General features: G+C 68.3%; 19 protein-coding genes. 10 read left to right on the plus strand and 9 right to left on the minus strand.

What is annotated here, in order from left to right; translation table 11 throughout:
• Nucleotides 1–65: 65 nt before the first annotated feature.
• Nucleotides 66–1,538, minus strand: a complete 1,473-nt coding sequence (locus ABTZ94_RS26815) for an NAD(P)/FAD-dependent oxidoreductase (RefSeq protein ID WP_351204236.1) — start codon at nt 1,536–1,538, stop codon at nt 66–68.
• Nucleotides 1,539–2,335: 797 nt separating this feature from the next.
• Here ABTZ94_RS26815 and ABTZ94_RS26820 point away from each other — a divergent pair.
• On the plus strand, nt 2,336–2,908 hold the full coding sequence (locus ABTZ94_RS26820; RefSeq protein ID WP_351204238.1) for a GNAT family N-acetyltransferase: 573 nt from the start codon (nt 2,336–2,338) through the stop codon (nt 2,906–2,908).
• A 115-nt stretch (nt 2,909–3,023) separates the two neighbouring features.
• Nucleotides 3,024–4,421, plus strand: coding sequence for an IS1380 family transposase (locus ABTZ94_RS26825; protein WP_351204240.1), 1,398 nt, complete (start codon nt 3,024–3,026; stop codon nt 4,419–4,421).
• A gap of 225 nt (nt 4,422–4,646) precedes the next feature.
• Here ABTZ94_RS26825 and ABTZ94_RS26830 read toward each other — a convergent pair whose 3' ends face one another.
• Nucleotides 4,647–4,973, minus strand: coding sequence for a hypothetical protein (locus ABTZ94_RS26830; protein WP_351204242.1), 327 nt, complete (start codon nt 4,971–4,973; stop codon nt 4,647–4,649).
• 78 nt (nt 4,974–5,051) lie between these two features.
• Here ABTZ94_RS26830 and ABTZ94_RS26835 point away from each other — a divergent pair, with 78 nt between their 5' ends.
• The 3 genes from ABTZ94_RS26835 (at nt 5,052) to ABTZ94_RS26845 (ending at nt 8,536) form a co-directional block, all read left to right on the plus strand.
• On the plus strand, nt 5,052–6,227 hold the full coding sequence (locus ABTZ94_RS26835; RefSeq protein ID WP_351204244.1) for an IS630 family transposase: 1,176 nt from the start codon (nt 5,052–5,054) through the stop codon (nt 6,225–6,227).
• A gap of 127 nt (nt 6,228–6,354) precedes the next feature.
• The gene (locus tag ABTZ94_RS26840) at nt 6,355–7,791 is read left to right on the plus strand and encodes an IS1380 family transposase (protein WP_502967312.1); all 1,437 of its coding nucleotides are present in this window, start codon (nt 6,355–6,357) and stop codon (nt 7,789–7,791) included.
• 229 nt (nt 7,792–8,020) lie between these two features.
• Nucleotides 8,021–8,536, plus strand: a complete 516-nt coding sequence (locus tag ABTZ94_RS26845; RefSeq protein WP_351204248.1) for an excalibur calcium-binding domain-containing protein — start codon at nt 8,021–8,023, stop codon at nt 8,534–8,536.
• Between the two features lie 32 nt (nt 8,537–8,568).
• On the opposite strand, the gene ABTZ94_RS26850 is transcribed toward ABTZ94_RS26845, so the two are convergent.
• The 3 genes from ABTZ94_RS26850 to ABTZ94_RS26860 form a co-directional block, all read right to left on the minus strand.
• Entirely contained in the window at nt 8,569–10,032 is a 1,464-nt protein-coding gene (locus ABTZ94_RS26850; protein WP_351204270.1) for a UvrD-helicase domain-containing protein, read from the minus strand.
• Nucleotides 10,033–10,283: 251 nt separating this feature from the next.
• Nucleotides 10,284–11,153: a DUF6083 domain-containing protein gene (locus ABTZ94_RS26855; RefSeq protein ID WP_351204250.1), complete on the minus strand. Its 870-nt coding sequence runs from the start codon at nt 11,151–11,153 to the stop codon at nt 10,284–10,286.
• Nucleotides 11,154–11,309: 156 nt separating this feature from the next.
• Nucleotides 11,310–11,573: a helix-turn-helix transcriptional regulator gene (locus ABTZ94_RS26860; RefSeq protein WP_351204252.1), complete on the minus strand. Its 264-nt coding sequence runs from the start codon at nt 11,571–11,573 to the stop codon at nt 11,310–11,312.
• Between the two features lie 185 nt (nt 11,574–11,758).
• On the opposite strand from ABTZ94_RS26860, the gene ABTZ94_RS26865 reads away from it, so the two are divergent.
• Nucleotides 11,759–12,907, plus strand: coding sequence for a hypothetical protein (locus ABTZ94_RS26865; protein ID WP_351204254.1), 1,149 nt, complete (start codon nt 11,759–11,761; stop codon nt 12,905–12,907).
• Nucleotides 12,908–13,323: 416 nt separating this feature from the next.
• On the opposite strand, the gene ABTZ94_RS26870 is transcribed toward ABTZ94_RS26865, so the two are convergent.
• Genes ABTZ94_RS26870 through ABTZ94_RS26880 form a run of 3 tightly spaced genes read right to left on the minus strand, consistent with a single transcriptional unit; the run spans nt 13,324 to nt 16,830 of the window.
• Nucleotides 13,324–14,037: a helix-turn-helix domain containing protein gene (locus ABTZ94_RS26870; RefSeq protein ID WP_351204256.1), complete on the minus strand. Its 714-nt coding sequence runs from the start codon at nt 14,035–14,037 to the stop codon at nt 13,324–13,326.
• Complete coding sequence (locus tag ABTZ94_RS26875; RefSeq protein WP_351204272.1) at nt 14,037–16,205, minus strand: hypothetical protein; 2,169 nt, start codon at nt 16,203–16,205, stop codon at nt 14,037–14,039. The genes ABTZ94_RS26870 and ABTZ94_RS26875 overlap by 1 nt, the downstream gene beginning before the upstream one ends.
• A gap of 22 nt (nt 16,206–16,227) precedes the next feature.
• Nucleotides 16,228–16,830, minus strand: a complete 603-nt coding sequence (locus ABTZ94_RS26880) for a helix-turn-helix domain-containing protein (protein ID WP_351204258.1) — start codon at nt 16,828–16,830, stop codon at nt 16,228–16,230.
• A 566-nt stretch (nt 16,831–17,396) separates the two neighbouring features.
• Between ABTZ94_RS26880 and ABTZ94_RS26885 the strand changes: the two genes are divergently transcribed.
• Genes ABTZ94_RS26885 through ABTZ94_RS26900 form a run of 4 tightly spaced genes read left to right on the plus strand, consistent with a single transcriptional unit; the run spans nt 17,397 to nt 19,312 of the window.
• A complete protein-coding gene (locus ABTZ94_RS26885) occupies nt 17,397–17,609 on the plus strand; it encodes a hypothetical protein (protein ID WP_351204260.1) in 213 nt (70 codons plus the stop codon).
• Entirely contained in the window at nt 17,609–18,283 is a 675-nt protein-coding gene (locus tag ABTZ94_RS26890) for a restriction endonuclease (protein WP_351204262.1), read from the plus strand. Before ABTZ94_RS26885 ends, ABTZ94_RS26890 begins: the two co-directional genes overlap by 1 nt.
• A gap of 42 nt (nt 18,284–18,325) precedes the next feature.
• Complete coding sequence (locus ABTZ94_RS26895; protein WP_351204264.1) at nt 18,326–19,036, plus strand: restriction endonuclease; 711 nt, start codon at nt 18,326–18,328, stop codon at nt 19,034–19,036.
• Between the two features lie 48 nt (nt 19,037–19,084).
• Nucleotides 19,085–19,312 carry a hypothetical protein gene (locus ABTZ94_RS26900; protein ID WP_351204266.1) on the plus strand — a complete coding sequence of 76 codons (228 nt, stop codon included), beginning with the start codon at nt 19,085–19,087 and terminating at the stop codon, nt 19,310–19,312.
• A gap of 153 nt (nt 19,313–19,465) precedes the next feature.
• On the opposite strand, the gene ABTZ94_RS26905 is transcribed toward ABTZ94_RS26900, so the two are convergent.
• On the minus strand, nt 19,466–19,837 hold the full coding sequence (locus tag ABTZ94_RS26905; protein ID WP_351204268.1) for a hypothetical protein: 372 nt from the start codon (nt 19,835–19,837) through the stop codon (nt 19,466–19,468).
• Nucleotides 19,838–20,353 lie beyond the last annotated feature (516 nt).

Consider the following 20,353-nt stretch of genomic DNA (forward strand, 5'->3'; position numbering starts at 1 on the left):
CGTGCCGGGGTGCCCCGGCACGTGGCCGTATCGGCCGGCCAGGGCTCAATGCCCCGGCCGCCGGGTCAGTGCCACTCCCGGTACACGTTTCCGTAGTACCGGATGAGCTCCTCCTGGTCCTCCGGCTCGGAGAACATGATCGCCGTCATCAGGTCGGCAGGCGGGGTGTACGTGTCGCTCAGCCGGTCCGCGAGCTCGGCGAACGGGCCACGCAGGAACGACTCCATCATGTGCGGCCACTCAAGAGGCAGCCGCCATGGGAACTCGTACCCCGTCGCCATCGTGTGCCGGACCACGTCCTCCAGTACCTCCTTGCGGCTCCACGCGGAGATCAGGTCCCGCTCCGGCGCGAACTCCGCGAGGTTCGGGAGCCCCGGCCCGCCCGACATGAGCGACACTATGTGCCGGGCGATGAGCGGTGAGAGGTGCAGACCATCGCGGTACGTCCCGGAGAGCATCCACAGGCCCTCCACCGAGGTGCCGCCGATGAGCGGGAACCCGTCGATCGAGGCAGGCCGACTGCCGACCTGGACCTTGCGGACCTCCGAGCCGTTGAGGCCCCGGTGCAACTGGTGGATAGCACAGTTGAAGAGGAAGACCACCTCCTCGATGCTGGCCCCGCCCCGGGGCTCCAGGCAGACCGCATTGGTCGCGCCGATGTACACCGACCCACCCGACCGGGGCACCAGGTGCAGCCCGCAGGCAAACGCCCGGTTGGAGGTGCGCAGGACGGTGGGCGGCCCCGAACCGTCCCAGGTGTCGATGAGCGCGGAGACCCCGACGCCGTCGTAGACCCGCGGAATCCGGTGCTCCAGGCCCGGGACAGTGGAGATCAGGCGCTGGCTGCGGGCACCCGCGGCCACCAGTACCTGGCCCGCCGGCAAGAAGTCGCCCGCGTCGGTGACGACGCCTTCGGCACGTCCGTCGCGGGTCCTGATCTCCGTGGCGTCCGCAGCGATCATCACGCCACCGGCTTGCCGGAAGGAGCGCTCCAGCGACCTCAGGAGCACGCCGGAGTCGACCGAACCCTCGCCCTCGATGTGCAGCGCCCGCAGCGGGCGGGAGTTGGGGTCCGGATCGATCCAGTCGACAGAGGAGACCTCGATCTCCTCGTGGGGCGCGTTCGCCTCCTTCAGTGCCGCCAGCACAGCGGCGAAGTTCGCGTCGTCCAAGGCCGTGTGACCCACGGTGTTGAGCAGGACCACCGTGTCGTCCGACGTACGGATACGCTCGGATCCATCACCGTCGGCCTCCAGGCCAGCGATCCACTCCGGCCACAGCCGCTGCGCCTGGACGGCCAGCGAGTGCTTCTTCCTGCCGTGCTCCGAGGCCAGCAGATGGGCCGTCACCTCGCCGAAGGCACCGAGCATGGCACCGGCCGCGGGCGTTGCGCCGTACGGCCGCGCCGGCTTGCCGAGGATCGCCACCCGGACGTCAGGGTGAGCGCGGGCGTACTGCACGCCGACGGTCAACCCGAGAACGCCGTTTCCGACGACGATGACGTCCAACTTGCCTGCCGCGTCGACTGTCTCCGACATCTTTGCCTTCCCGTTGGGACGAACCGTGACTGGGGCGGCGCCCTTCCCTATACCGCGGTCACGGGGAACAGGACATACGGTCTCGGACACAAGGGAAGCGGTGCGGTGGTGGCGCCACGGACCAGCGAACCCCAGTGGGCCAAGCCCCGGCAAGGAAGTTCCCGGAATGACGCGTTGACATTTCACCCGGCGGAAAGTGAGAGGAAAGGGGACAGGGAAAGGGAAGGTGAAAGGGAGCCAACCTGCGGAATACAAAGGCCCGCCCGGCCCCGGGGGCCGGCCGCCGATGACGATGGCACGGGCGGGGCGGTGAGCGCGCGGGGCCGCAGCCAGGATTCTGGACGAGGCAGAGACGCAACTCGGTGACGGGGCGCATCCGCATCACCGATCGGTCGTCCCTGCGAGATCTCAGGCGCGGTCCGATGACGGTGGCGGGTTTCCGGGCGAGGCGGACCCTCGGCGCGGTGCTCAGGAGGACAGCCGCAGTCGGGGTCGATCGACTGCGCGGCCTCTACCGGAACGCTTAGCCTTGATCCACCGATGTGATGCCTGGGAGATGTGCGGCGGGACGTAAGAGATACCTCGTGACCTGTGATGATGGGCTTGTCGAAGGCTTCTTCACGCACGATCGGCGAGGCATCTCGTGGGTGAAAACAGCCCATGCCGCGTCGGCGGCCTCTGTCTGGCTGTCTGGTTCGACGGAGCGAATCTGATCGTGGACGCGGGTCTGGTGCCGCTGATCCGGCTGGCGGGTTGGACCCGACCACCGTGGTGCACCAGATCGGTACGGTGAGGAAATGACCTCACCTGACAGTAGATCAGCCGAACGTAAACCGGCGAAGGTAATCACCTATCGCGTGGTGAAGAGCGAGAGGGACAAGTCCGCCGTCATCAAGGGCGAGTTCAGTTCGGATACCGTCTTCGAAGTGGTCGGCTCCAACGACGGGTTCACCATTCGGCCCGCCCGGCTGGACCCGCCGGTCCACAAGGTCTTCCCCGACGACGAGCCCGAGCCCGATGAGACGTCGGAGGGCGAGCGCCGGTTTGTTGCGCTGGATGGCGAACTCGTGTGTGGCTATGTCGACACGGAGTATGAGCCCTGGAACCGGCGGCTGATCATTGCCGATATCGAGGTGGCCGGGCCGTACCAAGGCCGGGGAATCGGGCGCACGCTGATGAACCACGCCATCGACTGGGCCCGGGAATGCGGTGCCGGGCACGTCTGGCTCGAAGTGACGAACATCAACGCTCCGGCCATCCGTGCCTACCAGCGGATGGGGTTCACCTTCTGCGGCCTGGACACTTCTCTCTACAGCGGTACCGAGTCCGAGGGGGAGACGGCGCTGTACATGAGCCGCTTCCTCGACTGATCCGCTGGTCGATAGCCGGTCGAGTGTTTGGACATGGAGACGCGGATGCCCTCTGAGCTGGGACGATGGGACTTCCTACGGTTCCACATCCACAGAGCAAGAGAACACCCGCGAGATGCAATCTTCCCATGCCTCTACGGCGATTTCCGTCGCGTTCGATGATGCGAACCTGATCGCGTATGCCGGGCTGGTCCCGGTGATGCGACTGGCCGAGCGGTGCGGGCTTGCCCGTCTGACGGCGGAGAAGGTGAAGCTGACCGGTGCGAAGAACAGTGCGGGTGCCGCGGCGGACGCCAAGGTCACCAGCATCGTGGCCGGGATGGCCGCGGGTGCGGACAGCATCGACGGCCTGGATGTCCTGCGTCATGGTGCGATGCCGGCCCTGTTCGGCGGCGTGCGGGCCCCGTCCACGCTGGGCACGTTCCTGCGCACGTTCACCCACGGTCACGCGCTCCAACTCCACGCCGTGCACCGCCAGTTCCTGGCCGCGCTGGCCGCTCAGACTCCGCTGCTGCCCGGCTCCGGCCAGAAGGCATTCATCGACGTCGACTCGACCCACAAACGCGTCTACGGCCGGACCAAACAGGGCGCCGAGTACGGCCGGTTCAAGGGCATCCGCACCCTGCACCCCCTGCTCGCCACCATCTGCACCCCCCACTCGCGGCCGGCGATCGCCACCGTGCGGATGCGCCGCGGCAAGGCGGCCGACTCCCGCAGTGCCCCGAAATTCGTCGGTGAGGCCCTGGCCACGGCACTGGAGGCCGGCTGCACGGGCATGCGCATCCTGCGCGCGGACTCCCAGTTCTACAACGCCGGGGTCATCGCCGCCTGCCGCCGGGCCGGCGCCCATTTCTCGGTCACCACCGGCATGAACCCCTCCGTCAAACGCGCCGTCCTGGGAATCCCGGAGGCGGCATGGCAGCAGATCACCTACCCCACCGCGATCCCCGATCCGGACACCGGCGAGCTCATCTCAAACGCCGAGGTCGCCGAGATGCCGGCGTACACCGCGTTCGCCGGCCGCAAGAAGAGCGAGCGGGTCACGGCCCGGCTCATCGTGCGCCGGGTCCGCGACCTGGCCAGACCCGCCGTCATGGGCGAGCAGGGCGAACTGTTTCCGGTCTGGCGCTACCACCCGTTCTTCACCGACAACCCCGCGCCGACCCTCCAGGCCGAACGCGAACACCGCCACCATGCCGTCATCGAGCAGGTCATCGCGGACAGCAAGGCCGCCGCCCTCGCCCACCTGCCCTCCGGCCACTTCCACGCCAACGCCGCCTGGCTCACCCTGTGGGCGATCACCTACAACCTACTGCGGGCCACCGGCGCCCTGACCTCGGCCTTCCACGCCAAGGCCACCACCGCCACCCTCCGCGCCCACCTGGTCCACGTCCCCGCCCGGATCGCCCGATCCGCACGACGCATCACCCTGCACCTGCCCCGGCGATGGCCCTGGCAGCACGCCTGGACACACCTCTTCGACACCGTCCACGACCCACCCGAACCAGCCTGACCTCCCTGTCCACCCCGCCCAACCGGGCCCAACCGGAGCTGAAACCGTGGAAAAGCTGGGCAGACCAGCAAATACCCCACGCCTACATCCGGTCGGCGACCCCACACCCGGCCCAGCGAGCCTCAAAAACCAGCTTCAGGACCGACCGGTGGATCGAGGCTTAGTGGTCTGCGTCGTAAGTCCTTCGGGGGTTGACTTTGGAGCCGGTTGTAGGCGTGTTCGCGGTCAGGTGCCGAGGCCTGTGAGGTGGAGGTGGCAGGCGGTGTCGAGGGCGTCCTCGGGGGTGCCGCTGCCGCTGCCGGTGGGCAGGAGGGCGTCCTGGTAGCGGTCGCTGGCCGGGTCGTGCAGGGCGAAGCCCCAACGGCTCGCGGTGCCGTGGTAGCGCAGGCGCATCAGTTTGAGGATCCCGCCGCCGGCCAGTTCGCCTTCCACGTAGGCGTACTGGCCCCGGTAACGGACGCGCAGGCCGGCCAGCTGCGGCCAGGCGGCCTTGGCGCGCATGTTCAGGTACAGCTCGAGTTGGAGCCGGGTATGTTCCGAGGGCGTTGGCACAGCGGACATCCTGCCGGAGGGCCGCCGATTGGGGTGCGGCAGGATGCGGCCTGTCGTGATCCACTTCTCGTGATCGGCGTGCCCGCCTTGCCTGTTGCCCCTGCCCGCCCGATAGCCCTGGCCGCCTCCGAGCGCAAGCGGCTCAAGACGATGGCCTACGGCCACAAGACCGAGCACCGGCTCCGTCAGCGCGCCCAGGTCGTCCTGCACGCGGCCCGGGGCCGCCCCAACGCCCGCATCGCCCGCGAGACCGGGCTGCACCTGGACACCGTCCGCACCTGGCGCGGCCGATTTGCCGAGCACCGGCTGCCCGCCCTGTCCGACCGCAAGCGCTCCGGGCGTCCGGCCTCCTTCACGCCGCTGCAGACCGCCCAGGTCAAGGCCCTGGCCTGCCAACTGCCCGCCGAGAGCGGCACACCGCTCTCGCGCTGGTCGGCCCCGGAGCTGGCCCGCGAGGTCGTCGCCCGCGCCATCGCCGGCGCGATCTCCGTCTCCACCGTGCGGCGCTGGCTCAAGCAGGACGCGATCAAGCCCTGGCAGCACCAGTCCTGGGTCTTCATCACCGACCCTGCCTTCCGGTCCAGGGCCGAGCGCGTGCTCGGCCTCTATGCCCGCATCTGGAACGGCGAAGCGCTCGGCGCGGACGAGTACGTGATCAGCGCGGATGAGAAGACCTCGGTCCAGGCCCGCTGCCGCAGCCACCCCACCCTGGCCCCCGGGCAGGCCAGGGCGATGCGGGTGAACCACACCTACGGCCGCGGTGGAGCCCTGGCCTACCTGGCCGCCTACGACGTCCACCACGCGAAGACCTTCGGCCGCTGCGAGCCGAGAACCGGCATCGCCCCGTTCATGGCCCTGGTCAGCCAGGTCATGGCCCAAGAGCCCTACGCCAGTGCGAAACGCGTGTTCTGGGTCGTGGACAACGGCTCCTCCCACCGCGGCAAGAAGGCCGCCGACCGGCTGACCGCCGCCTACCCGAACGCGGTCCTCGTCCACACCCCGGTTCACGCCTCCTGGTTAAACCAGGTGGAGATCTACTTCTCCGTCGTACAGCGCAAGGTCGTGACACCCAACGACTTTACCGACCTCAACGAGGTCGCGGACCGGCTCCGAGCCTTCGAAGACCGCTACAACGCCACGGCACAGCCGTTCCAGTGGAAGTTCACCACCTCCGACCTGGACGATCTGCTGGCCAGGCTCGACCGGCACACCACCGATCACCCAGAAGAATCCTCCGCCGCCAAGGCAGCATGATCAACCCCCGAAGGACTTACGACGCAGACCACTTAGCCTCGCTGTTTCGCTTGGGTGTGGCAGCTGTTTGGACGGAAACACGAAAGTGCCCTTCCTGACCTGGGACGATGAACCTTGCTGAGGGGTTCTGTCGGTCCAGGCGGAGGGCACTTTCTACGTGCAGGGTATCGGGTTGCGTCCCAGGGTTCGTGTCAGTGCCGATGGTTCGGGGGTGGTCGGTCATGCCGGGGCAAGGTTGCTGGCGGATCTCGCTGATGTCACCGGGCTGGCTGCCGCGTACTCCACCGCGCTCAGGCCACTGCGGCCGCGCGGGACCGGACATGATCCGGGCCGGATTGCCACCGACTTGGCGGTGATGCTCGCTGATGGCGGCGAGACCATCACAGAACTGGCAGTGCTGCGGGACCAGGGCGAGGTGTTCGGCCGCGTCGCTTCAACACCGACGGCCTGGCGACTGCTCGCCGACACCGATGAGAGAACGCTGTCCTCTCTGCGCTCGGCCCGCGCTCAGGCCCGGGAAGTCGCCTGGCTGCAGGCCGCAGAACGACGCGAGGGCATTCCCGCAGCCCGGGCCGCGGGAGGCGTTCTGCCCGGGCTGGTCCTGGACCTCGACGCCACACTGATCACCTGCCACTCCGAAAAAGAGCACGCCGCACCCACCTACAAGGGCGGCTTCGGCTTCCACCCGCTGCTGTGCTTCCTGGCCAACACCGGCGAGGCACTGTCGGGTCTGCTGCGGCCCGGGAACGCCGGCGCCAACACCGCCACCGACCACATCACAGTCCTTGACCAGGCCCTCGCGCAGATCCCCGACGCTCACCGGCACGGCACCGACATCCTCGTCCGCACCGACAGCGCCGGATCCGCGAAAGCCTTCCTCGCTCACATCCGCCACCTGCGCGAGCACGGACTGGACCTGCGATTCTCGGTCGGATACGCCATCGCGGAGCCGCTCCGCCGCGCTATCCGGGCCATGCCCGACAGCCTCTGGCATCCCGCCCTTAACCAGAACGGGACGCTGCGGGACGGCGCCGAGGTCGCCGAGCTGACCGGCGTGATCGATCTGGACGGCTATCCGGCCGGCACCCGCATCATCGTGCGCCGCGAACGACCGCACCCCGGAGCCCAGTTGTCCGTGTTCGACCAGGACGAGGGCCTACGCCATCAGGTATTCCTGACCGACACCCCGTACTCCGGTGGAGGGTCCGCCCAGTTCCTGGAGGTCCGCCACCGCGGACATGCCACCGTCGAGGACCATATCCGTTGCGGCAAGAGCACCGGCTTCGGTCGCTTCCCCTCCCGCGACTTCAACGTCAACGCCGCCTGGCTCGAACTCAGCCTCGCAGCGATCGATTTGCTGGCCTGGACCCGTGTCCTGCTCCTGGACGGCGAACTTGCCACCGCCGAGCCGAAGAGGCTCCGCTACCGGCTGCTGCACGTCGCAGCCCGTCTCACCCGAGGCGGCCGACGCCTCCACCTGCGGATATCGGCGACCTGGCCCTGGAGCCACGAACTCGCCACGGCCTTCCACCGCCTCGCCGCACTGCCCCTCCCCGCCACCTGACCAGCAAACCCCCGTCCGCCCACGACCCGAAAGACCCCGGAGAACCCGACCACCGCGCCGGGACCCCACCCTGCCCAAGCACCGAAAACACATCGGCCCCCCAACAGCTGACGATCAGCGACGCCGCCTCAACCCAACCGAAACAGCGAGGCTAACGGAATATATGACTCCCGCGCTCCATACGGCGTGGCTACGGTCGTCCCTCCACGAACCGCACTCGGGGGGATGTATGTCTCAGAGTCAGCAGCCACCGTGGGGTCAACCGCCCCAACCGCCCAGCAACAACCCCTACACCACCCCGACTCCCCCGCAGCGCCGTCCGAAGTGGACACGGAAGCGAGTCCTGATCCCGGCCGGCGTCATTCTGTTCTTCGTCGGCGTTGGAATTGGCAGTGCGGATGATCCCGCAAAGACTCAGAAGGCTGCCGACGCACACCCCGTCCCGTCCGCCACGGTGACGGCAACAGCGACCGTGACCGCCACTCCAGCACCTACCGAGACGGTGACCGCAAGCCCGGAACCAGTGCCGACCGTCACCAGGACGAAGACCGTCAAAGTGACTGTCGCCCCCAAAGTCCAAGACGATGGCGCGTCCGGCGGATCAGGTTCGGGCGGGAGCAATAGCAGCGCGTACTACGCCAACTGCGATGCTGTCCGCGCAGCTGGCGTCGCACCCATCCACGCCGGAGACCCTGGCTATGGACGCCATCTCGACCGGGATGGCGACGGGATCGGTTGTGAATAGACGTGCTGCGGCAGCGAGCGGCCCTCTCCGTGTCAGGCGGGGCGCCCGTCGGGGTGGTGGTTGATCCACGCCAGGCCCCCGATGTCGAGGCGGTTTCGGGCTCGTGTGACCGCTACATAGGCAAGCCGGGCTTCACCGTCGTCAATGGGGCCGGGGAGGGGTTGGCCCTTGTCGTCGTGTTCGTCGCTGTCCGGTGGCGGGGTGAAGTCGTCAGCGATGCGCACGCGCGGCCATTCGCGCCCTTTCGCTTTGTGCGCGGTGGAGACGGTCACGTCGGCTGTGCGTTCGTCGTCGAGCTGGTCGACGGCTCGGAGGATGGTGCTGGTGCCGTGAGTGTCGACGAGGTCGACGAGTGGCTGAAGGTCGCCGCCGGCCGGGTCGTGGCCAGCATAGTCCTGCAGTTCGCCCCAGGTCGGGAAGAGGACGAGCTCGGGGTGAGATGTGCGGCGGCCTTCTTTGAGGTCGTTGGCGGCCCGGGCTAAGGCCCGCAGCGTCTCCCCTCCCCCGACCAGAGCTACGCGGTGACCCATTTCAAGTAGCTGCATGACTTCGCGCATGGCGCCCACGTTGGTCCGGCACAGGACAGCGTCGGGGACCTCAACGGGGCCGAGTTCGGTAGGGACCGTGTCGGTCCCTTCGAGGCGCAGGGGTGCGTCGGCGATGGTGAGCCAGCGGTTGGCTTCGGCTGCGAGGTGGGGTCCGAAGCGGAAGGATTTGGACAGGGTGAGTTGTGTGGCGTGGAAGGTAGTCATGATGTCGCGTGCTCCGCGCCATTGGTAGATGGCCTGTGCGGAGTCTCCGACCATGACCAGCTGGGCGTGGCTGCGTTGATTGAGGAAGATCCCTTCGACGACGGGGTTGGTGTCCTGGGCTTCGTCGAGGAGGAGGAAGTCGGTGTTGATTTTGGGTTGGGTGAGGGCCCAGATCTTGAGGTAGTGGTCGTGGTCGAAGCGGACGGCTCCGTCGTCTGTGTGCTGCAGGTCGGTCCAGGCTCGGCGGGCAAAGGGCACGATGTGTTTGGTGAGTTGGGTGTGCAGGTTGGGGTCTTCGAGGCCGCGCAGGCGGGGGACGTCGTGGCGGGTGATGGTGGGTGCGGCGGAGTGGCAGAAGCTGGTCACGGTGCGCAGGGTGGCGTAGGAGAGGGCCTTGGGTGACAGGTCGCGTTCGCCGATGCGGATGGTTTTGGTGATGCCGAGGGCGTGGCCTGTCTGCCAGGCGGGGCGTCTGGGGGCGTTCAGGCGCCGGGCGTAGCGGTGGCCGAGGGCGGCGTAGGCCAGGGCGTGGGCGGTTTTGCAGGTGACGGTGGGAGGGAAGCGGGCAGCGGCGTCCTGGGCGATGGCTCTGTTGTAGGCGAGGTAGCGGCCTCGGCGGTGTGTGTGGTGCGCGAGGAGGGCGAGGGTGCTGGTCTTGCCGGTGCCGGCGCCCGCTTGGAGGGCGAGGTGTTCGCCGTTATGGAAGGCGTCGGCGGCGGCGGTCTGTTCGTCGGTGGGATTCAGGTTGAGCACCCTGGTACTCCGTCGGTGTGCGGGGGTGTGGGTGAGCTTGTGTGCGGCAGCGGTCGGCGATTGCTGTGCGCGGGATTGGGGTGGGCCGGAAGTCGCTCCAAGGTGCTGTCGAGGCTGTGGGTGTTTTTGGCTGCGGCGTGTGCTGGCTCCCGGGTCACGGTGTGGGCGGGGCGGATACGCGGCGCGGGGCCCTTGGAGCACTGTCTCGGTGGAGTTCGGCTGCGCGTGGCCGTGTGCGTTTCTCAGGCCCGTGCCTGGGTTCGGTGACGGACTGTGGTGGGCAGTCGGTTGTGGATGTGCTGGTGGTGCAGCAGCGGGTCGAAGGGTTCCCAGTCGCAGAGGGCGAGGTCGGCTGCGCCCGGGGCGGCGGCGTGGTCGGGGCAGCGTTGGTGGTGCCAGCGCAGTTGTTCCGCGTAGGTGAGGTGGGTGAGGTCGTAGACGGCCATCAGGCCATCCGGGATGGTCAGTTGTCCGCGTCCGGTGGTGGCGGGGACGAGTGTCCATGTGCCGGCCGGTGCGTTGGGACTGAGGACAGGGCGGGTGCAGCGGTGGCGGAGCCGGGTCTGAGCGACGCATTGGATGGTGTCGACGGGCTGGGCGGCGAGGTAGCGGGTGTGGAGGAGCAGGACGATGGGCCGGGCCGGGCGGCAGGGCTCCGGGGCGGTTGCGGGTGAGGTTGTGTCCGGTGTTGGTGGGGTGTGGGTGCCGGTGTCGAGGAGTCGGCGGGTGTGCAGGGCGAGGTGGCGGCGCAGTGCGGCGATCTGAGGGGTGAGCGGGGTGGGGGCTGGGTGTGCGGGGCACAGGGCGAGGTGGGGGATGCGGCACCAGGGGGTGCCGTCGTGGGCGGGGTGGGCGATGCCGGAGCTGACGTGCCAGCGGCTGGCGGCCGGAACGGTGGTGGCGTCGAGTTCTTGCGGGTGGAGGCTGACGGGGCGGGTGTCGGGGCGGGTGTACCAGTCGATGCGGTTGCCGCAGTCGTGGCACCGGCTGGGCTGGGCGCTGCGCACGAGGCGGGTGGGGCTGTCGGAGGCGACACGCAGGGCCCGCTGGCGGTGGTGGGGGCGGTTGGGGGTTCCGTCCCATCGACGGCCGGATGAGGCAGTGGAGGACATGGCCGTGAAGGTGACAGGCGCCGCGCCGTGGCTGCGGTGAGCGTGCCGGATTGTCCTGCGGACGGCTCAACCGGGCGGGACGGGTGTACGACTTCCCGTACGGGAGTTCGTGTCGGTGACTGGATCGGGTGATCCTCGACAGCGGGGCCGGTGGCGCTATTCGGCGGGTTCAGCCGGTGGCTCGTGGCCTTCGCAGAGGGTGCCGAAGAGGTGGTCGACGGACACGTCGAGGGCGTGGGCGAGGGCGTGCCAGGTTTTGAGGGATCCGATGGTGCGGCCTTGCTCGATTTCGATGAGGGTGCGTCTGGCCAGGCCGGTGCGGCGGGCGAGTTCGTCGTAGGTCCAGCCGCGTTCGCTCCTCAGTCGCGCGAGCTCCAGGCGGAGGGCGGTGAGGTTCGGGTCGGGCGGGAAGGTTGTCACTCCCCCATCCGAAGGTGCAGACCCCTGCCCTGTCAGTGCAGACCTCTGCCCTATTTCCGCAGGTCGTCGCGTCGCGCATGGGGCAGAGGTCTGCACTACGGTGTGCCGCCGACACCCCGCTCCCCCATCCCTTATGAGCAGAGAGCGGACTGGCATCCGACGAAGGCAGGAGGAAGACGCGCCTCATGAGGCTGTGCACGACGCATCCAGTGGTGCAGCGCACCTGGACGGTGGAGTTACGCCCGGAGCGCGGCGGACCGACGCTCCACTGCCCGCAGTGCCCGCCCGGCACCCCGCCCGTGCGGGCTGCGGCATCCCAGGCGCTGGCACACCTGGCCCGGCATGCACGCCGCGACGCGCTGCCCCAGCATCTGCGTACCTGTCAATGCCACGCCCGAGGCTGCCGCTGGCATCCACGCCACCGCGGCTGCTCCGGCCCCATCCTGCTCGTCCTCACCCGGGAACACGGCGGCCGCCTCTGGCGCCTCGCCGACATCTGCGCCGCCTGCGCGGCAGCCACCACACACGCCGCAGTCGTCCCCGACACCGCACTCGCCGCCCCACCGGCAACCCGCACGGCACCGGCCAAGAACCGGGCACGGAGCAGACGGGAGCATCGCGGTCCGTCCGAGCAGGTCCGTGTACGCGAGATGCTCAGCTACCTCGCCTCCGCACTCCCCCGACAAACCAGCCCATCAGCCCGCCTGCTTGCCCTGCAGTGCGCACTGCGCTCCACCACCAGCGGGCATGTACACATCCCTGCCGGACTGCTCCGCGGCATGCGGCTCGACTTCCACACCACCACCCCGCACAAGGAACTGCAGGACGCCCACTGGCTGCACTACCCCGCCCGCCCCGGCACCGGCCGGGCGGGTTTCACCGCGCAGCTGCTGGACGCCGCGGTACGCACACAGGCCCCAGCCCGCCACGACCGGGCCCGCGCCGCCGACTGGGCCCTGCGCACCTGCCCAGCAGCGCGGTTCGGCCCGCTCGGCCCGCTCCCGCGCCTACTGGCACTCGTGCTCACCGCCCACTTCCCGGCTGACAGCCCCCAGGCACCCGTACATGCCGAGGGAGACCTGCTCGCCCGGATGTGCGGTCTCACCCCACCGGAGCTCGTCCACGTACTCGGCCTGCTCGTCAACACAGATTTCCTGCAGTCCTGGACATACGGCCCCAACCCCGAAGACCTACAGTGGGAGTTCGCACCGCCGGATCTGCTCCCCTGCAGCCAAAGACCAGGCGGCAGAGCCTGTGCCGGCACCCCCGCCCTTGGACTCTCGGTTCGGTCTGAGCAGCGATACAGAGAGCCTCACTCAAAGGAAAAGCGTTAACGGAATCCATACGGCGCGCTCGGCCAAAGAGGAGCGGCGTCAGGCCATGCGGGAAATCAACGGAATTACTTTCAGCGCGGCGCAGCCGTCCGCTGTAGAAATGCGGGCCTGGCGTATCGTTTTCGCGCGGCCAGGACATTGCGGTTGGCGGTTGCGCAGAACACGGCGCCGAGAGATCCGACCGACCTTGGATCCCTGCGGGCGAGCGGGGCAGAGATCCGTGGTCTGATGCGTGAGGCAAGCAGGGCCGGAGCGCGCCTGGTGCAGTTCCCGGAAGGCGCGATCACCTACCCGGACAAGCACGTGATGTCAGCAGGGGGACCGGGGACACTCGCCGTGTCGGACTGGAGCCGGGTCGCATGGGTTTGCGTCGATGTGTGTCTGTGACGGAGGCTCATCGCCCTGACGGGTCTTCGTCAGCGGGGGCGCCAGGTGCGGATTTCGAGGTGGGTGATGTGGGCGTCGGGGCGGATGCTTCCGTTTTCGACGAGCCATTGGTGGACGGCGGCGGTGACGTCGCCGCCTGCTTGGTCGACGCGGTGAGCAAAGTCCGCGGCGTCGAAGCCGCCGGTGGCGGCGGAGCCGTAGGAGCGTTCTTCGGTGTGGTCGGCGCGTTGGATGACGTCGCGGCGGATGCCGGGTGAGTCGGTGCGGCTGCCTGAGGCATGGAGGTAGCTGGTCTTGGCCATGCGGACGGTGAAGGCCATACGGAGGCCTTGGCGGGCGGCTTCGGCGATGAGGGGGCGTAGGCGGGCGGAGCCGGAGGCGATGGCTTGGGCTCCGGCGCGGCCGGTGCCGGTTCCGGTGGGGGTGATGAGGACGGCTTTGGTGCGGACGCGGGCTTTCGTGCCGGCGGCGGTGGTGCGGCGGGTGATGTGCTGGGCGGCGATGCTGGCGAGTTCGGTGGTGTCGGTGATGCCCGCGGTCTGTACAGCGGTGAGGACGTGGGTGAGGGCAGTGACGAAGGCTGCGCCTTTGTATTTTGTGTAGAACTGGGAGACGAGGGAGGGGTCTCGGTTGATGATGCGGGCGATGTCGCGTTTGGTGTAGCCGGCTGCTTGGAGTTGGTCGGCGAGGCGGGCTGCTTCGTTGAGTTGGGGGGCGGGGGTTCGTCTGCGGCGGGGTGGCATCAGAGGGTGGCCTTGCTGGTGTGCAGGGTGGTGCGGCCGTTGTCGCGCAGGGTGAGGAGTTCGTCCTCGGTGGTGGGTGCGGGGACGGGGCTGGTGAGGTGGCCTTTGTTGAGGTAGTCGCCGGGTTGTCCGTGGTAGGGCCAGTTCTGGGGCTGGGTGAGGTAGATGGCGTCGGTGCGGAAGGCGATGACGGTGCCGGGCGGGGTGTGGAGGGCGCCTGCGTGGGTGTTGTCGTCGCGGTGGCGTTGGGAGAGGAGGGCGGCGCGGGCGGAGGACCAGATGTGGGCGGCCCATTCGGGGTGGGCGTTGGGGTCGCGGGTGAAGCCGGTGGGGCGTTGCCAGGTGATGGTGGTGTTGTCGAAGCCGATGATTTCGGCGTCTGGGGGGACGTCGCGTTCGTGGGTGCGTGGGGTGGTGCCGGTGACGGTGCGGGGTCGTTGGGCGAAGGCGCCGATGCCGTAGAGGAGGATGGCGCGTACGGCGCGGGAGGCGAGGTGGGCCGCTTGGCGCTGGGTGGGGTCGCCGTTGAGGTCGGCTTGGGCGTTGAGGCTGGCCCAGGCTTCTTTGAGTTTCTTGGACCAGTCGTCGAGGGGTTTGCCGTCGTCGAAGAGGATGCCGTCGAGGATTTCGATCTTCCAGGGACCCAGGGGGTTGGACAGGGCGGTGTGGATTTCGGGTCCGCCGGCCCAGGTGGTGAACGTGGTGCCGGGGGCTGCCGGGTAGTGCCAGGCGCGGTCGCCGGGGGCGGGTGCGGGTGCGGGGAGAATTCCGACGTGGTTCCAGGTGTCGGGGACGGTGACGCGGACGTGCCAGTGGCCGCAGCCGAACAGGGCCTTGGTCTGCTCTTTCTGGGACCAGGAGGCGAAGGTGGTGGCGGTGACGCGGCGGGGTGTGCCGACGCCGGCTTTCCAGGTGTGTTTGGCGTAGGCGAAGGTGCGGTCGTATTCGACGAGGCCCGGGAGTTGTTCGGGGACGCGGGGTGGGGTGATGAGTTCGGTGCGGCCCTGTCCGGCGGTGGCGTGGAAGAGGCCGCGGAGTTCTTCGGACAGGATGGGGTAGCCGTCGGCGTGCTGGCCTTTGGTGGGGATGGTGCGAGTCCACAGGTCGCGGCCGGTTTGGGAGGGGGATCCCATGATGACGGCGTCGGGCCAGTGGTGGCGCAGGGCCTTCCACAGGAGGACGAACGCGTCGCGGATGATGGCGGGTTCGGCGCCTTCGGTCTCGAACCATTCCCCCGCTGAGCGGATTTCGACATGTTGCTCACCGTCCGCGCGCTGGTAGCGGCCGACGGGGTTGCGGGGGTGGACGAAGTGTCCGGCCATGCGGTCTTTGCCGCGGCCGGTGTCGGTGCGCCAGCCGGGAGTGGGGGCGTTCAGCCAGGCGGCGACGGCGTCCTTGAGGAAGGGGTGCTGGTCAGCCTGGCGGTGCCAGGGGGCGCCTGCGGTGATGTAGATCCGTTCAACGCCGCCGGGCAGGACGTGGAAGACGGTGTTGAGGATTTCTGCGGCGCTGGCGGTCGGCAGGTCCAGGCGGAACGTCTGGTCACGGTGGACCAGGATGCCCGCATCGGTGTCGAGGAAGACCATGCTGCGGGCCTGCTGGGTGAAGTTCGGATGCGTGGAGGCCAGATTCGCAGTGTGGGTGAACCACTGGTCGCCGTCGGGGCCTTCAGGAATGCCAGGCAGGGCACGCTGCTCCCCCGCCCGGGCGGGCGCGGCCGACCCGGTCTGCGGGGCCGCTGCCGGCGAAGCCGTATCGGCGGCAGCGGAAATCGCTCGCGGGTTTGGTTCGGGCTCCGAGACTGGCGACGGGGCCGGGCGGGTCATGACTGGGGCGACTGTTCCCGCCTGGGTCTGTGCATGTGCGGTACCCACCGGTGTCGTTTCATCGGCGGGCTCGGTCGAGGGGACTGCAGTGGTCGGGGCTTCCGGTGCGGGGGCGCTGAGGCTGTCGGGAGCGAGGATCGGCGCGATCGCCACGACGTCGGCAAGGGTGAGGCCGGCCGCAGGCGCGATGCGCTCCGCCTTCGCCTTCTCGTATCCGGCGAGCGCGGTGATCTGCCGGGCACGGTCCGTTTCGAGTTTCGAAAGGGTGGCCTGGGTCTTCTTGATGTCGTCGCGCAGGGCACGCAGCTCGGCCAGCTGTGCGGTATAAGTCTTTGCGTCCATCATGATCCCTTGTGCCTGCAGGTCAGTTGGCGGAACTGCTACGGGTGGAGACGTACGCGATCGCGCCGCCCGAATGCGAGGGCAGCCGTGTGCCCAGGAGGGAGTCCGCGATGTCCCGGTCACTTTGCTGCGGTGCAGTCAGGTGTTTCACCGGGGTGGCCAGGTCGGTGACGTAGCCAGCCAGAACTGCGTCCGGAAACGCGTGACGCCCGCCCTCACTCTTCTCCCAGGTGTTCAAGCCGGTCAGGACAGCAACCACGTAGCCCGACACGGTCACAGGCAGCACTCCCCCGGCCGCCACGCTTGCGGCATCACAGCGCCACCAGCCCCTCAATCCCTTGAGGAGGTCGTCGGGGCTGAGGCTGGATGCGTAGCCGACCCACTGCCGGTCGGTGTCCTCGACTTGGCGTGCCGCGTCGGCACGGAGGACCGCGAGCAGGTTGGCATCCAGACGGTTCACGGGCGCAGGGGTGCGTTCCTGCAGGGCCTGGACGACCCAGAGAGGTGTCATCACGCGAACGCCCCGCCGGGAGAGGCCGGGAAGTACGCCTGCGCTGATGAGGCGCCGGTAGGTGGTGATTGCGCAGCCCAGTTCCTCTGCGGCCTGTCCGGTTGTGAGCAGCACTGGCTTGCCTCCTCGAGGTCTGGGCGTTGCCGCGCTTGGACGCTATCGACAGATCCACCACCTATGCAAGTCTGATCAGATATCTGAGTCTTGATGTTGTTTCTCGGGTCGGAAGCCGCCGGCTCCACGGCCTGCGAGCCGTACGGCCTTGCGCCGCTGAGCGGGACGTTGGCCTTGCTGCTCCGGGCGGCGCTCAGCCCGGGGCGGCACCGGCGCACTGCGGCCACGAGTGCGCGCCCGCTGCTTTCCGCCAATTCGTCATGGCTGCACCGTCGGCGTCACCGGCACCTCTTTGCAGGTGGGGGTTCTGCGGCGGTGCCGGGCCTCGCGATGCCCGTGGGTGAGGGTATGAGTCGGCGGGGAGCCGGGAGGCAGGTCTGCCGAGGTGAGCCGTCCAGGGCTTCGGAAGCCCCGACAGCCGGATGGCGGAAGCTGTGATGGCTTGATCAGGGCATTGCCGGGCTCTGCTCCGTATTGGTCCATCAGTTTCTTTCAGTGCCCGCTGCTACACCAATTCCTTAAGGGACGGGCCGCATTGTGCGGCCTGCCAGCGGGAGGGGAACAGCATGTCGAAGGTGCCGGACGGGTTCCATCGCGTACGCGGGCACATCCGCCGCAACCCGAAGCCGCGCAGCGCGAAGCGGATGAGCGGCTGGATGATCGCCGGCCTGCTGGCAGGTGCGTGGCTGTGGGGGCAAGTGTTCGGGTTCGGCGAGTCCGCCGTCCCCGCCCCGCCGGCCGGTCCGAAGCCGGCCGCTTCCGCACAGACCGAGCACTGATGGCGCTGCTGCGCCTGCGACGCCCACGCGGCACGGCAGAGATGGTCTCAGCCGCCGTCGTCGCGGTGGCCGTGCTCGTGCTTGCCCTGCGGATGCTGGTGGCGGCGGCAGGCATGTTGACGCAGTCCTGGCTTGTTCTGCCGGCACTCGTCCTGATCATGGGAGCGGTGGGGGTAGGGCGTCTGCGGCAGGCGAGCACCAGGCGGCGTCGTGAGGGAGAGCGGGTGGCCGCCCTTCGGGTCGCCCTGGCCGAGTTCGACGCCATGGACGACCGAAGCTTCGAGTACGCGTTGCGGGACCTGCTGGTGCGCGACGGCTGTCCTGCCCGCCGGGTGGGCGGTTCCGGCGATCAGGCCGCCGACGTCATCGGTGACCATCCGCGGCTCGGACGGATCGTCGTGCAGGCCAAACACACCCGCGTCAGCGGGAAGGTGGGCTCCTCGGTGATGTACGCGGTGAAAGGCACCGCCGTGCCGGTACACAAGGCCGCTCATGCTGTCGTCATCACCAACGGAACCTTCACCCGTGATGCCATGGCGTGGGGTGAGCGGCACGGCATCCACTGGGTCGACCGCGACAGGCTGCAGCGCTGGGCGCAGGACGGTGCAGCGTTGCACGAGCTTCTCGGGCTGTCCGTACGCTCCCGCGCGGGCCGGTTCAGGCGGGCTGCCTGATCAGCAGGATACGGATTCTCATCCAATAGGTCGGGAGGTGTGGTGTTCGATGAAGACGGGTCGCTCGACCCGCTGCTGAAGTTCCTGCTGTACTCCGTCCTCACGCTGGCGATCGGCAAGATGCTCTGGGAGTGGTTTACCGAGGACGTCAGCCGGTGGATCACCGTAGACCTGTGGGGTTTGATCACCGGCCACCCGTGGTGGACCGCGGTCATCGTCGCCGGCGGGCTGCTCATGTTCCTCATGCTGGGCCTACTGGTGTCGTTCGTGTCCGACGCCTCGGCCTACGTCGGCCCGAGGGACACGTTCGTCGCTCCGGACGCTTCCGTTGGACCGGATGTGCTGGCCTACAGGATGAAGGAGCTGTCCTCGATGAGCGCGACGGGCTTCGAGCAGGCATGTTCCGATCTACTGGCCCGTGACGGGTTCCTCAGCCCACGCAGGGTCGGCGGCGCCGGTGACCTCGGCGTGGACGTCATGGCCCGCGACAGCGACAACCGTCTCCTGATCGTGCAGTGCAAGCAATATCAGAGCCCGGTCGGGTCGGGCCACGTGCAGAAGTTCAACGGGACAGCTCGCCCGCACCACGGGGCCGATCTGCCGATCATGATCGCGCTTAACGGCTTCACCCGGCCAGCGATCGACTTCGCCCAGCACCACCGGCTCATCCTCGTAGGACGCCCGGAACTCAAGCAATGGGCCCACGGCCAGCACCTCTACGACGTCCTCAAGATCACGAGCACGGCACTGTGACGCCGCATCGGGATCTCTGTTCAGTCAGCGCAGGGCCAGTCGTCGGACGTGCTGGCCGTGAACGTCCTGGCCCAGCAGACGTCGTTCGTGCTGATCAGCAACGAAGACGTGTACAGCAGCACCGTGGTGGACTCGGACATGGTGATCTCGGGCAGTGCCGGCGTCAAGCTCTGCCCGCTCGCCCCGCAGGATCTCGACGGGTGGATCCAGCGCGGTGTGCCGAGGCACGGTAGCTGTCACCGCCGGTCGCGCCGACCTGCGATCTTCCATAAATGAGGCACGGCAGTTGTCACGGGCGAAGCAAGACACTTGGCACCACTCCTCCGGAAGGAGGACAGTTGTCACCCCTTCACAGAGGTGGAGTGCCGCGCTCGCTGGTGACAACGCGCCCGTCTTTGTGAACGTCGGACGGACCGCCGTAGCTGGAGGTCAGTCCGCGTACACGAAGATCAGACACAGAGCCGCGAAGGGCACGACGGACCCGGCGAGCAGCGTCAGCACCGCCGGGACCGCCGCCGTCAGTCGCTTCTTCCCCTTGCGCCGGCCCGAGCGGAACACCACGCGGGCCAGGATGAGCGGCAGCGCCACGAGGGCGAGGAAGATCACCGGCGTTAAAAACCGGCTGAACGCGGTGGTGCCGGTGTCGGCAACCAGATGCCAGGCAGTCGTACCGAAGACCACTGCCGGGCCGACCAGCAGGTAGAACGAGAGGCCCAACGCCACGGCGACGGTCAGTCCTTCCGTCAGCCGCTCGGCCCACGCATGCTCCCGGCGCACTTCCGTTATCCCGCTGTCCCCCATGCCCATTCCCCCAGTTGCCGCAGGTTCGGTGTCGCCAGCGCTTCGGTCGAACTGCTCAGTCCGTGGCCAGCAGAAAACGATAGCGTCAGGGCCCAGGGCTGCGGACACCACGATGATCTATGGGCCTACGGGCCCGTCAGAGTCCTCCGCTGCTTTATACGACTGGCGTTCCGCTCGGCCAGCGACCCCTTCCGCGGCCGGTTTTGCACCCGCTGGATAACGCGGGCTGTCCCGCCAAGCGCCACACCGTCACGCGATTCATGCGACGTCACTGGCTACGCAGGTCCGGGCTCTCGCCGCAGCACAGGCCGACGCCTCGCTCGAACTCGCCGTCTCAGTGACAAAAAGCGTGCCTTTGTGTCAACTATCGCGCGTCGGCTCACGCGGAAACGGCGCGTCATGCGGGCGGGAATGGGATCAGTGAGCGGTGTGCATCGTGAAAACTGCAGGTGAGGTGGGCTGGTGTGCGTGCATCTTGCCGTGCTCGCGCTGATCGGCGGCCGGTGTCCACGGTGA

It is taken from the genome of Streptomyces sp. NPDC002785, assembly GCF_040295565.1.
Taxonomy (GTDB): domain Bacteria; phylum Actinomycetota; class Actinomycetes; order Streptomycetales; family Streptomycetaceae; genus Streptomyces.

What these genes read in the sequence shown, in the direction of transcription:
- ABTZ94_RS26820 (WP_351204238.1), top strand. Translation starts at nt 2,336, where the DNA reads ATGACCTCACCTGACAGTAGATCAGCCGAACGTAAACCGGCGAAGGTA.
- ABTZ94_RS26875 (WP_351204272.1), bottom strand. Translation starts at nt 16,205, where the DNA reads ATGGACGCAAAGACTTATACCGCACAGCTGGCCGAGCTGCGTGCCCTG.
- ABTZ94_RS26825 (WP_351204240.1), top strand. Translation starts at nt 3,024, where the DNA reads ATGCAATCTTCCCATGCCTCTACGGCGATTTCCGTCGCGTTCGATGAT.
- ABTZ94_RS26885 (WP_351204260.1), top strand. Translation starts at nt 17,397, where the DNA reads ATGTCGAAGGTGCCGGACGGGTTCCATCGCGTACGCGGGCACATCCGC.
- ABTZ94_RS26845 (WP_351204248.1), top strand. Translation starts at nt 8,021, where the DNA reads ATGTCTCAGAGTCAGCAGCCACCGTGGGGTCAACCGCCCCAACCGCCC.
- ABTZ94_RS26855 (WP_351204250.1), bottom strand. Translation starts at nt 11,153, where the DNA reads ATGTCCTCCACTGCCTCATCCGGCCGTCGATGGGACGGAACCCCCAAC.
- ABTZ94_RS26905 (WP_351204268.1), bottom strand. Translation starts at nt 19,837, where the DNA reads ATGGGGGACAGCGGGATAACGGAAGTGCGCCGGGAGCATGCGTGGGCC.
- ABTZ94_RS26870 (WP_351204256.1), bottom strand. Translation starts at nt 14,037, where the DNA reads ATGCCACCCCGCCGCAGACGAACCCCCGCCCCCCAACTCAACGAAGCA.
- ABTZ94_RS26815 (WP_351204236.1), bottom strand. Translation starts at nt 1,538, where the DNA reads ATGTCGGAGACAGTCGACGCGGCAGGCAAGTTGGACGTCATCGTCGTC.
- ABTZ94_RS26890 (WP_351204262.1), top strand. Translation starts at nt 17,609, where the DNA reads ATGGCGCTGCTGCGCCTGCGACGCCCACGCGGCACGGCAGAGATGGTC.
- ABTZ94_RS26865 (WP_351204254.1), top strand. Translation starts at nt 11,759, where the DNA reads ATGAGGCTGTGCACGACGCATCCAGTGGTGCAGCGCACCTGGACGGTG.